Source organism: Pacificibacter maritimus, from assembly GCF_003814915.1.
Classification (GTDB): Bacteria; Pseudomonadota; Alphaproteobacteria; order Rhodobacterales; family Rhodobacteraceae; genus Celeribacter; species Celeribacter maritimus.
Map to the genome: position 1 here is coordinate 156,690 of NZ_RKQK01000002.1, position 12,573 is coordinate 169,262.

General features: G+C 52.3%; 10 protein-coding genes. 6 read left to right on the plus strand and 4 right to left on the minus strand.

All coding sequences use genetic code 11. From position 1 onward, the window contains the following. Positions 1-36: 36 nt before the first annotated feature. Both msrA and EDD53_RS07330 read right to left on the minus strand, forming a co-directional pair. Positions 37-696 (minus strand): peptide-methionine (S)-S-oxide reductase MsrA, encoded by a 660-nt coding sequence (gene msrA, locus EDD53_RS07325; protein ID WP_123792587.1) that lies wholly within the window; start codon positions 694-696, stop codon positions 37-39. Between the two features lie 72 nt (positions 697-768). Beyond that, positions 769-2,013: an MFS transporter gene (locus EDD53_RS07330; RefSeq protein WP_123792588.1), complete on the minus strand. Its 1,245-nt coding sequence runs from the start codon at positions 2,011-2,013 to the stop codon at positions 769-771. Between the two features lie 142 nt (positions 2,014-2,155). Here EDD53_RS07330 and EDD53_RS07335 point away from each other — a divergent pair, with 142 nt between their 5' ends. Further along, positions 2,156-3,373, plus strand: coding sequence for a calcium-binding protein (locus tag EDD53_RS07335; RefSeq protein ID WP_123792589.1), 1,218 nt, complete (start codon positions 2,156-2,158; stop codon positions 3,371-3,373). A 74-nt stretch (positions 3,374-3,447) separates the two neighbouring features. After that, positions 3,448-3,738: a DUF6958 family protein gene (locus EDD53_RS07340; protein ID WP_123792590.1), complete on the plus strand. Its 291-nt coding sequence runs from the start codon at positions 3,448-3,450 to the stop codon at positions 3,736-3,738. 1 nt (position 3,739) lies between these two features. Here the strand turns inward: EDD53_RS07340 and EDD53_RS07345 are convergent, their stop codons facing one another. Further along, the gene (locus tag EDD53_RS07345; protein ID WP_123792591.1) at positions 3,740-5,935 is read right to left on the minus strand and encodes a primosomal protein N'; all 2,196 of its coding nucleotides are present in this window, start codon (positions 5,933-5,935) and stop codon (positions 3,740-3,742) included. A 125-nt stretch (positions 5,936-6,060) separates the two neighbouring features. On the opposite strand from EDD53_RS07345, the gene fsa reads away from it, so the two are divergent. The 4 genes from fsa to EDD53_RS07365 all read left to right on the plus strand — a co-directional run bounded on the left by fsa (position 6,061) and on the right by EDD53_RS07365 (position 9,408). After that, on the plus strand, positions 6,061-6,714 hold the full coding sequence (gene fsa, locus EDD53_RS07350) for a fructose-6-phosphate aldolase (RefSeq protein ID WP_123792592.1): 654 nt from the start codon (positions 6,061-6,063) through the stop codon (positions 6,712-6,714). Between the two features lie 205 nt (positions 6,715-6,919). After that, the gene (locus tag EDD53_RS07355) at positions 6,920-7,657 is read left to right on the plus strand and encodes a DUF484 family protein (RefSeq protein WP_123792593.1); all 738 of its coding nucleotides are present in this window, start codon (positions 6,920-6,922) and stop codon (positions 7,655-7,657) included. Beyond that, positions 7,654-8,604 carry a tyrosine recombinase XerC gene (locus EDD53_RS07360; RefSeq protein ID WP_123792594.1) on the plus strand — a complete coding sequence of 317 codons (951 nt, stop codon included), beginning with the start codon at positions 7,654-7,656 and terminating at the stop codon, positions 8,602-8,604. Before EDD53_RS07355 ends, EDD53_RS07360 begins: the two co-directional genes overlap by 4 nt. Positions 8,605-8,709: 105 nt before the next feature. After that, complete coding sequence (locus EDD53_RS07365) at positions 8,710-9,408, plus strand: CDP-alcohol phosphatidyltransferase family protein (RefSeq protein WP_123792595.1); 699 nt, start codon at positions 8,710-8,712, stop codon at positions 9,406-9,408. Positions 9,409-9,460: 52 nt separating this feature from the next. Here EDD53_RS07365 and ileS read toward each other — a convergent pair whose 3' ends face one another. Continuing rightward, a complete protein-coding gene (ileS, locus tag EDD53_RS07370) occupies positions 9,461-12,403 on the minus strand; it encodes an isoleucine--tRNA ligase (RefSeq protein ID WP_123792596.1) in 2,943 nt (980 codons plus the stop codon). Positions 12,404-12,573 lie beyond the last annotated feature (170 nt).

Below are 12,573 nucleotides of genomic sequence, written 5' to 3' on the forward strand. Positions count from 1 at the left end.
ATAGCCCGATCCCCGTGTTGGAGCAAGGTTTAGCACCTAGTCGGCCGTGCGTTGCACCACCCCAATAGGGCAGCTAACGCCCGTGCCGCCGATGCCACAATAGCCTTGGGGGTTTTTGGCTAAATACTGCTGATGGTAATCCTCTGCATAGTAATAGGCGGGGGCTTGCAAAATTTCCGTTGTAATTGCCTCATAGCCTGCTGCCGCAAGCTTTGGCGCATAGAGGGTTTGACTTGCTTGTGCCGCCTGCATTTGTGCGGGGGTGGTGACATAAATACCAGACCGATATTGCGTGCCGCGATCATTGCCTTGGCGCATACCTTGGGTTGGATCATGCCCTTCCCAAAAGGTCTTAAGCAAAGCGTCAAACGAAATGACCGCGGGGTCATATACCACGCGCACCACTTCGTTATGCCCCGTTTGACCAGAGCAAACCTCATCATATGTCGGGTTTGGCGTGAAACCTGCCGCATAGCCCACAGATGTATTCACCACACCGTCGAGCGACCAAAAAATGCGTTCGACACCCCAAAAACATCCCATGCCGAAAATCACCACCTCATGCGCGGGATCCACTGCGGCTTTCAAAGCGTTGCCGTAAACAAAATGGGTTTGTGCCGTTGGGATCGCCTCTGCACGCCCTTCAAGGGCTGTCTGCGCCGTGGGTGGGGTTGTTTTGGAAAAGAGAGAAAACATGATGGCATCCTTTTCTAAGTTGCCTTCAATATAGCCCTCTTTTCACAAGGTTCTAGGCTGCGGGCCTCAGCTTCACGGGGATGTGCTTGAGACAGATGCCAAGTCGCCGCGTGCAAAGATCGTTTCATTCCCTTTGCGAGGATGGCGTGGGATCAATAGCCCCAAGGCGAATGAAACCCCAGCCATGCTTGCCGCCAAAACGAAAACACTTGAAGGCGATACCAGCCATAAATACCCAAGGGCTGCGGGCAAAAAAACCGCCGCTATATGGTTAATGGTAAAGGCGACTGCCGCCGTTGGGGCGATATCTTGCGGGTCCGCAATCTTTTGGAAATAGGTTTTCAAAGCAAACGCCAAGCCAAACAGCATGTGATCGACCACATATAAGACCGATGCGACCGCGACACCCCAGCTTAGCCAGTACAGGCCACCATAGGCCAAAAACACCACAATCAAGCCTGCGTATTCAAACAGCAAAACGAACCGTTCGCCTTTCCGTCCAACCACGCGCCCCATCAAAGGGGCCACAAACATGTTGATCAAAAAATTTATCATGAACAGGGATGTGACTTCATGCACATCAAACCCGAATTTTTCGACCATCATAAAGGCTGCGAAAACCACAAAAATCTGACGACGCGCCCCCGCCATGAACTGCAATGCATAGTACAGCCAATAGCGTTTTTTTAGAATCAGTTTGCGGACTTGGGGGTGGGGCGATTCAAATTGACGAAAAGAAAACAAAGCATAGATGGCGATAAGTGCGGTAATTCCGCCACCCACCATGTAGACCAAAGAATAGGACAAATCGAACGTTTTCCACGTGAGCACCAACGATCCATAGGCCAAGAGTGATGCGGCAGATCCCGCGGCCATTAACCAGCCCAAAACCTGCGGCGCGCGTGCCTTATCGACCCATTGCAACTGCAATGACTGGTTAACGGTCTCGTAATAGTGGAACCCAATAGACGACAACATTGTTAACGTCAGTATGCCGCCAAAAGACGGAAAATACGCTGTCAACGCGGTCGCAACCCCTAGCATCAGCAGCGCAACCAGCCCCAATATCTGCTCTCGCATAAACATCAAAAGCGCAATAACCCCGATTGCCAAAAAGCCCGGTATTTCACGTACAGTGTGAAGCCAACCGATTTCGACACCGGTAAATCCCGCCATTTCAATCACGAAATTATTGAGCAAAGCATTCCATGTATTAAAGCCAATCGGCATGGCAAAAGCCATTAAGACGAGTAAAAATATAGGACGACGCCACCAAGGCAAGCTGCGCGTTTGCGCAAGAGGAATAGGCTGTTTCATGCGCATGGTTTAGGCCTTTACTTGCGGTCTGAAAAGATAAAACGACCAAATAAACATGCACAAACGCGTCGCTTTTATTTGACCAACGCCCGTCGCTTGGTCAAATTTTAACCATTATCATTTCTAGGTGGGGAATATTCTAATGGTTAATTACAACTTTGAACCAATTCATCCGGTCTTAATTCCGATTGTTCCGGCAGAGGGATCAACGGGCGCGATCGTCAATGGAACCAGTGCGGCAGACTATGTTGATGAAGATTATGTTGATGCTGACGGCGACTATCTTTTGAGTGGGTACAACACAGTTTTACTCGGGTCTCGCGCGGATACATTCATCGGCGGCATTGGCCACAATGATGTGACTGGCGGCGGCGGTGGCGACACCTTGATGGGCGTAACGGGCTATAATATTTTAAACGGCAATGGTGGCAATGATGTCATCGACACAGGAACAATGAACAGCGCTGTGTTTGGCGGAAACGGCGATGATGATCTGATCCTTGATGTTTCTATTGGCGCGGATCACACTGCCTCTGGTGGTGCTGGTGCGGACCTGTTTTCAATCACTGGACTGGCGGATAACCGTGCGTCTTTGACAACGATTACGGATTTTAATGAGCTTGAGGACCGCGTAGAAATTGACGGCATCGACATTACCGATCTGGATTTAGATACCTCCGATGTCATCGTGAATGGGGCTGATGTCTACCTGCGTTTGGGCGACACCAGTCTTGCTTTGTTCGAAGACCTATTTTTAGACGTCGACACCTCGCTCTTTGAGACACCCATCCAAGGCACCGATGGTAACGACCAATTCACCCTTGGGTCCAGCGATACGAATGGCGCCCAGATCACCAATGGAGATGACATCATTTTCTTGGGCGACGGCGATGATTTTGTGCGCTTGGGCAAAGGCGATGACATTGCGTTTGGTGGCGCGGGAAATGATGAACTGCGCGGCCAAAAAGGCAACAACATGCTCTACGGTGAAGATGGCGACGACATTCTGGACAGCGGTGCCCATGCATCGGTTTTGAATGGCGGTGCGGGCGATGACTGGCTGATGGCAAATCTGCGCCGCAATGGCGAACATATTTTGTCAGGCGGACAAGGCAGCGATGTTTTTGAATTTTATTCTAACAACGCGTCCAACTCAGGGTCGGCCGTCGTGCAAGATTTCCAGATTGGCGAAGACACATTGGTTTTGAATGGCTCCTTCAACGGCCTATTTGTGGATCTTCAAGACACCGAAGACGGCCTTTTAGTCGCCTTTGATAACGGCGCAGAGGCCCTGTTTCTTGGGCTTGATACTGATGACGCCTTTGCGCTCGGCTTATACGACATTCCAATCGTCGGCTAATCCATAGACGCGACTTCCCTCCGCTTTGGCGCGCCTGAACGGAGGGAAACCCGTAAAAGTATAAAGATAAAAACATGGCTGATATGATCGAAATTCAAAATGTGAACACGCCCGAAAAAACATCGCGTGTGAATGCAGCCAAATATAACGCGATGAAAGCCGCCATATTGCAGGCCTTTGCACAGACCAGTGCCCCCCAGACAGCCGCCCAATTGAAAGAGGCGGCCAAGTCATATCTGCCGCAGGATTTATTCCCTGAAGGAGCCACAGCAGGCTGGTGGTTGAAAGCGGTACAATTGGATTTAGAAGCAAAGGGCGTGATGCAACGCCACGCCACCAAGCCCCTGACCTTTAGCTTGACCTAGCCTACCAAAAGCTTTGTGGGTCGATATCGATTTGAAGTTTAACGTGTTTCGGCAATCGCAAACCGGCGGCCCATTGACTGAGCGCTGCTTGCAGCGGCACAGCTTTGTCAGCTTTTACCAAAAGTCGCACACGATGCTTGCCGCGCACCCGCGCGATTGGAGCAGGTGCAGGCCCAAACGCCATCGCACCGACCCTTTGCAAAGCCTGCGTATTGCGTGCCATCAGATCGGCGGCGCGCGTTACATCACCCAAATCGGGCCCTGACAAAATAATCCCTGCCATACGCCCAAATGGGGGCACGCCTGCCAGCCTACGCTCATCGGCCTCGGCTTGCCAAAAGCCTTCTTCATCGCCTGCTAAAATAGCGCGAATAACAGGGTGTTCGGGTTGATAGGTTTGCAACAAGGCAGTGCCGCGCTTTTCGGCGCGCCCTGCCCGTCCGGCCACTTGGCGCATCAATTGAAACGTGCGTTCGGCTGCACGCAGGTCTGACCCTTGCAGGCCAAGATCGGCGTCAATCACACCCACCAAAGTGAGGTTGGGAAAGTTATGCCCTTTGGCCACAAGTTGCGTGCCGATCACAATATCGGTGTCGCCGTTGGCGATCAGTTGGATTTGTTCTTTCAAGGCTCGCGCAGAGCCAAACAAATCAGATGACAAAACTGCGACTTTTGCATCGGGGAACTTTTCGGCCACCTCTTCAGCCAAGCGTTCCACACCGGGACCAACGGGGGCCAGCCGCCCCTCAACTTGGCAGGATGGGCAGATCGTCGGCATCTCTTTGGTTTCACCGCATTGGTGGCACATCAGGCGGTTTAAAAAGCGGTGTTCCACCATGCGCGCATCGCAATCATCGCAAGCGATTTGAAAGCCGCACGCCCTGCAAATCGTCACAGGCGCATAGCCGCGACGATTGATGAACAGCAGGGATTGTTCTCCCTTTTCAATGCGTTCATTGACTGCCGCAACCAATTGATCGGATATAAACCGCGTGGCTGACAGCTTTTCTGTGCGCATATCTAAGGCGCGCATTTCAGGCATTACAGCTGGCCCAAAACGACTTTCCAAATCGAGACGTTTGTACTTGCCTGCTTGCACATTGGCCCATGTTTCCAAACTGGGCGTGGCAGAGGCCAAGATCACCGCAGCGCCAGACAAAGATGCACGCAAAACGGACATATCGCGGGCGTTATACAGCACGCCTTCTTCTTGTTTGTACGATGTGTCATGTTCTTCATCGACCACGATCAATCCAAGGTTTTGATAAGGCAAAAACAATGCTGAGCGCGCGCCAATCACCATTTGTGCGCCGCCTGATCCGACCATTTTCCACACACGGCGGCGTTCGGTCATGGTTACACCTGAATGCCATTCCGCAGGCTTGCACCCAAAGCGTTCTTCGACGCGGTCCAAGAATTCTGAGGTCAGCGCAATCTCAGGCAAAAGCACCAAAGCTTGGCGCCCTTGGGCCAAACATTCTGCCACGGCTTCTAGGTAAACTTCAGTTTTGCCCGACCCTGTGACACCTTTCAACAAAGTCGTGCTATAGCGCTCAGCCGCCACTTCGGCGCGCAGGGCCGTGGCGACACTGGCTTGCGCATCTGAGAGCACTTTACCATCGCGGCTGGGATCAAGGCGCGGAAATTCCAGATCACGGGGGCTGTCTTGTTCAAGGATCGCACCCGATGGCACCATACCTTTGATCACAGCCGTGCCCACGCCCACGTGTTCGGCCAATTCTTTTAGGGTAAAGGCCAAGTTGGGCGTTTCTTTCAAGGCCGCAATCACGCGTTTTCGTGCGTCGGTTTCGCGCGGCATTTCTCCTGTACCCAAACGGTAGATTTTGCGCATGGACGGCGGATCTAGCAAGCCGGGCGCCCGCGTGGCAAGGCGCAGCATCGCAGGCATGGGCGTTAGGGTATAACTGCCAACTTTTCCCAAAAACTCCATCATTGCGGGGGGCATTGGGGCGACATCCAAAATATTGGAAATGCTGCGTGCTTTGCTGAGGTCAAATCCGCCTTTTCCCTGCCCCCAAACACAGCCCAAAACTTTGCGCGGACCAAGTGGTACCTGCACAAAATCACCCAAACGGCAGCCGCCGCCTGGCGATTTGTAATCAAGCGGGCGGTCCAGCGGCTCTGTCGTAAGCACAGCGACCAACGCGCCTTGGGGGAAATAATCGTCTTGCGTCATAGGCAAATTCAATAAGCGCTTTATGCCGCCCGTACCAGAGCCGCTTTTGCACGAAAGCCCCTTTCTCCTAGGTCAAGTTTGCGCTATCAGGACAAGGAAACCACAGGTATACAGAGGACACTCCTATGAAATTTTTCGTCGATACCGCTGATGTTGATGCAATCCGTGAGCTAAATGATCTTGGCTTTTGCGATGGTGTAACAACAAACCCATCTTTGATCAAAAAATCTGGTCGCGATATTCTGGAAGTCACGAAAGAAATTTGTGATTTGGTTGATGGCCCTGTCTCTGCTGAAGTTGTCGCGCTAGACGCAGACACAATGATCGCAGAAGGCCGCAAATTGGCGCAGATCGCAGACAACGTGGTTATTAAATTGCCACTGACTTTGGATGGTTTGAAAGCCTGTAAAGTGCTTGCCTCAGAGGGTCACAAAATCAACGTCACTTTGTGTTTTTCAGCCAACCAAGCGCTTTTGGCTGCGAAAGCTGGCGCAACATTCATTTCGCCCTTTATCGGCCGCTTGGATGACATCAACATCGATGGTCTAGACCTGATCGAAGACATCCGCACCATCTACGATAACTACGGTTACGACACAGAAATCTTGGCTGCCTCTATCCGCACTGTGAACCACATTTCTGAATGTGCGAAAATCGGTGCTGACGTAATCACCGCCCCTGCCAATGTGATCAAAGCGATGGCAAACCACGTTTTGACAGACAAAGGTCTTGATGCATTTGTGGCTGACATCAAAGCCGCAGGGATCAAAATTCTTTAAGCCAATTTGGCGACACATCCATTTGATTAAACGCCCCGCAAGGTCAATCCTGCGGGGCGTTTTGCATTTTGGCCCTGTTGCGCTGAGAACGCAGAGCGGGTCATGCAATGCGCGGATTGGCATTTTTCTTGCGCAAAGCCGTTAAAACCGTCACATTGCCCCCCAACAGACTGGAAAAATCCAGCTATAGCTTGAGGCGACAGACATGAGCACCACGATCCCTACGACTCCCACGTCCAAAACGCTGGCCCCATTGGCTGAGGAATTGCGTGAAAAAATCATTTCCGAACCGGATATGATTTTGGACGACATTGATGTGATGAAAGCCTTGATCGCAGCCAATGAAAAAGCGGGTGGCGGCAATATTGTTGACCTACGCGGCATAGCAATGGACCGCTTGGAAGATCGCCTTGATCGCCTCGAAGATACCCATCGCGGTGTGATTGCGGCGGCTTATGAAAACCTTGCAGGCACCAACCAAATTCACCGTGCCATTTTGCGCATGATGGACCCTTTGGATTTCGAAACCTTCCTACGCGATTTGGGCGGCGAAGTTTCTGACATCTTGCGCGTGGACAGCGTGAAGTTGTTACTGGAAACCAAGGTCGAAGACGATGATCCTGTAGTGCGTAAATTGGGCGATGTTTTGGTCACCGCCGAACCTGGCTTTATCAACACCTATCTCACACTTGGGCGCAACATCCCTGCGCGGGCTGTTACCCTTCGTCAAGTGGCCCCAGACACGGATATTATTTACGGCGACGAAACAGGGTTTATCCATTCCGAAGCCTGTCTAAAGCTTGATTTCGGCTCTGGGCGCCTGCCTGGATTGTTGATCCTTGGGGCAGAAGATCCCCACATGTTTAAATCCACGCAAGGCACTGATCTGTTGTCATTTTTTGCAGGCGTTTTTGAACGGACCATGCGCCGCTGGCTGGCATGACCGCGCCCTATTCTTTGACAGATGGTTTGCGTATCGCAATCGCAGACTGGTTGGATTTGGAACGCGCGCTGAAAGGCGTTTCTGAAAACACAATTACAGCCTACCGCAGCGATGTGACGGGCTGGTTATCGTTTTTAATGCATCATCATGGCGCAGGCTTTGGCACGGCGAAAATCGCAGACTTAACCATATCCGATATGCGCGCATGGATGGCATCAGAGCGCGGGCGCGGCGTTGGGCCAAGGTCTTTGGCGCGCGCATTGTCAGCCGTTAAAACATTCACCCGTTGGATCGCCGAACGTGACGGGTTTGACGCCACTGGCATCTTGTCAGCGCGGTCGCCAAAGTTCACCAAAAAGCTTCCCCGCCCCCTCACCGTAGAGGCGGCCAAAGACATGATTTCGACGGTAGAGTTGCAGCATTCAGAACCTTGGATCGCGGCAAGAGACATGGCGGTTTTGACCCTGCTATACGGTTGTGGTTTGCGCATTTCTGAAGCCCTGTCTTTGACGGGTAAAGATGTACCTTTATCCGACAGCATTCGCATTACAGGGAAGGGAAATAAGGAACGCGTTGTGCCCGTTTTGCCCGTCGCGCGCAAAGCTGTCGATGCGTATATCTTAGAATGCCCCTATGATTTGCACGATGATGCAGCGCTGTTTCGTGGCAAGCGCGGAGGGGCGTTGAACCCTCGCTTAATCTCGCGCGTCACAGAACAGGCGCGGATGCAGCTTGGCCTGCCCGCCACGGTCACGCCCCATGCGATGCGCCATTCTTTCGCGACACATCTGTTGACCGCAGGCGGCGATCTGCGCGCCATCCAAGAACTTTTAGGACATGCCTCTTTATCAACAACCCAAGCTTATACTGCCGTGGATACGGCACGCCTGTTAGAAGTTTACGATGCAGCGCATCCCCGCGCCAAGTCCGCACCCAACACGCCTTAGCGCCCCTGACGCCCTTGTACCAGCGGTGGGCAAGCGGCACAAAATTTGTGCAACATTGCGCCGCTAGCCCTTGCAAGATGCGGCGAAGGCAGGCATCAAAGTTACATGAAAGCCAATGTCCGTAACGGCTATGCCGTACACCTACTAACTGCGACGGGGGCCGCTTTGGCCCTTTTAGCGCTATTTTCCGCAGCCCATGAAGAGTGGAGCCATATGTTTTTATGGTTGCTTGCTGCGCTAATTGTGGATGGTGTGGATGGCCCGCTTGCACGCAGCGTGGACACAAAAGCAAACGCCCCGCGCATTGACGGTGTGCTACTTGATCTGGTCGTCGACTTTTTGACCTATGTCTTCGTGCCTGTTTTTGCGATCGTTCAATCTGGCATGATCCCCGGCTGGACAGGATGGCTATGCGCCTTGAGCATTGTCACGGTGTCAGCGCTTTATTTTGCAGATACCAGCATGAAGACCGAAGACGCCAGCTTTGATGGCTTTCCAGGCTGCTGGAACATGGTGGCCTTGGTGTTTTTCGCGATGGAACCACCGATTTGGGCAATGGTTTCAATCATGTTGATCCTCACCCCCATGATGTTTTTACCCGTGCATTTCGTACACCCAGTCCGCACCCGTAGGTGGAGCATGATCACGCTGCCCGTCACATTGGTCTGGATTGTTTGTTCTGTTATTTTATTGGTTGGCACCTATACGCATTTTGTCGGCACGGGATTGATCATCACCAGTCTGTACTTGCTTACAGCTGGCGGAATACAACAAATCCTGCCCGCCCAAAGCAGCAAACACTGAACAAAAAAGGGGGCCGAAGCCCCCTTTTGCATTTTATGGATGTGGTTTGAATTTAGCCAAGCGCCGCATCGCAGCGCCCGCACACACCATCATGACTATGCGTGCCGACATCGGGCAAGATCTTCCAGCAGCGCTGACATTTTTCGCCTGAAGCTTTTTCAAACACGACCGCTACGCCATCCACCTCTGCCAAGGTAAAGGCACCTTCTGGGGCTGCATCTGTTGAAAAAGTGACGCCAGAAGTGATGCATAGATCATCGAAAGACACGGTTTTAAGTGCCTCGACTGTGGTTTCATCACGCAAATAGACCACCGGTGCTGCTTCAAGCGATGCGCCGATAACTTTTTCAGTTCGCTGAATTTCCAATGCTGCTGTGACCACACGGCGCACTTGGCGAACACTGGCCCATTTTGCGGCCAAAGCATCGTTTTTCCACGCGCTTGGTGTGCTGACGAAATCCTCAAGGTGGATTGAGTTGCCCTCAGCAGGGAAGCGTTCAAGCCAGACTTCTTCCATCGTGAACACCAAGATCGGCGCAAGCCATTTGGTAATGCGGTGGAACAACAGATCCAGCACCGTGCGTGCAGCGCGGCGGTTCAATGTATCGCCGTCACAGTACAGCGCATCTTTGCGCACATCGAAATAGAACGCTGACAGATCAACCGTAGCGAATGTGAAAACAGCCTGCCAAACGCCAGAGAAATCAAAGGCGCGGTAGCCTTTTTGAACGGCGTTATCGACTTCTTGCACGCGGTGCAAAACCCATTGTTCCAACTCTGGCATATCCGCTGGTTCAACACGATCACTTTCAGAAAAATCAGCCAATGAGCCAAGCATGTAACGCATTGTGTTGCGCAGGCGGCGGTAGCTGTCCGCCGTGCCTTTCAAGATTTCAGGCCCGATACGCTGGTCGCTGGTGTAATCGGTTTGGGCCACCCAAAGACGCAAGATATCCGCGCCATATTGTTTGACGATGGTTTCAGGAACCACAGTATTGCCGATGGATTTAGACATTTTCATGCCCTTTTCATCCAGCGTAAACCCATGCGTCACAACGTTTTTATAGGGCGCGCGGCCTTTGGTTGCCGATGCTTGTAACAAAGACGAATGGAACCAACCACGGTGCTGGTCGGTGCCTTCCATGTAGACATCAGCAATGCCATCTTCGGTGCCGTCTTCACGGTCGCGCAAAACGAAAGCATGGGTACAGCCAGAATCAAACCACACATCCAAAACGTCAAACACTTGATCGTAATCGTCAGGGTCGGCGATGCCGTCCAAAATGCGGGCTTTGAAACCATCCGCATACCAAATATCCGCGCCGTGCACTTCGAACTCGGCCTTGATGCGCGCATTCAACTCTTCGCTGCGCAACAAGAAATCCGCATCCGTCGGCAAGCTGCCCTTTTTGGTGAAACATGTCAGAGGCACACCCCAAGCACGTTGACGCGACAGCACCCAATCAGGGCGGCTTTCGATCATGGAATGCAAACGGTTGCGACCTGTTTGAGGCGTCCAAGCGACCAATTCGTCGATGGAGCGCAGGGCGCGCTCACGAATGCTATCCCCATATTGGCCCATGCCATCATCGAGTTTTTTGTCAACGGAGGCAAACCATTGCGGCGTATTGCGGTAGACGATCGGCGCTTTTGACCGCCAAGAATGCGGATAGCTGTGCTTGATCACGCCGCGCGCAAATAGACCGTCTTCTTCAGTCAACTTGGCCATAACAGCCGTGTTGGCGTCGCCTTCCCAAGGGTTGTTTTTGTTCTTTTTATTGGCTTTTTCACGCAAGATCGCTTTGCCGCCAAAGAATGGCAAATCATCGCGGAAACGCCCGTCTTCCATGACATTATAGGTGATCATGGTCTCGAGCATGCCCAGATCGCGGTAGAATTCAAATTCATCCATACCGTGGGATGGCGCGCAATGTACAAAGCCCGTGCCTTCGCCATCTGTTACGAAAGGCGCTGCGCGGAAATCACGTGGGGTGTCCCATTCGCCGCCCGAGCCTTCTGTCCCCGCCAGAGGGTGCGACAAGGATGTGCCGCTCATATCGCCCGCATCCGACAGACGTGTAAAATCGTCGATGCGCGCTTTTGCAAACACGGCTTCCGCCAAGGCATCAGCTAAAACATAGCGTTCGCCTGTGCGGACCCAATTGTCTTCTGGTGCGGCGTTCACTTCATAAACGCCGTAAGAAATCGTGTCAGAGTAAACCACAGCTTTGTTGGATGGTATGGTCCAAGGCGTCGTTGTCCAGATAACGACTGAGGCACCTTTGAGCGCCTCATTGTCTGTATCGCGCACAGGGAATTTCACCCAGATAGCAAAGCTTTCTTTGTCTTGGTATTCGATCTCAGCTTCGGCCAATGCGGTCTTTTCAACGGGCGACCACATCACAGGTTTTGAGCCTTGATACAAAGTACCATTCATCAAGAACTTGGTGAATTCTTCTGCGATCACCGCTTCTGCGTGGTAATTCATCGTCAGGTAGGGGTCTTCCCAGTTGCCTTGAATGCCCAGACGTTTGAATTCTTCTCGCTGGATATCGACCCAACCTTCGGCAAATTTACGACATTCTTGGCGGAAATCCACCACAGGCACGTCGTCTTTATTTTTGCCTTTTTGGCGGTACTGTTCTTCGATCTTCCACTCGATCGGCAGACCGTGACAATCCCAACCTGGCACATAGCGTGCATCGTGGCCCATCATCTGATGAGAACGCACAATGATGTCTTTAATGGTTTTGTTCAATGCGTGACCGATGTGTAGATTGCCGTTCGCATAGGGCGGTCCGTCATGCAGGGTAAAAGGCGTGCGCCCGTCAGCTTTGCCTTTGGCACGCAATTGGTCGTAAACACCGATTTGCGCCCAGCGCTCTAGCCAGCCAGGCTCGCGTTTTGGCAGTCCTGCGCGCATTGGGAAGTCCGTTTGGGGCAGGTTCAAAGTGGATTTATAGTCGATCGTTTCGGAAGGTGTATCAGCGCACATCGCGTCTAATCCTGTCAGATAAGTCTGTCAAAGGGTGTGGGTCGGCGCGGCTGTCCATACGCCTTGTCCCGGCGGCTCAATGTTAGAGCGCCGGGCTGGTAATTCGAATAATAATCGCCACCAAAAAATTCATACGGGCCTTATATGGCGCGCTTTAGCTGGGGTAAAGC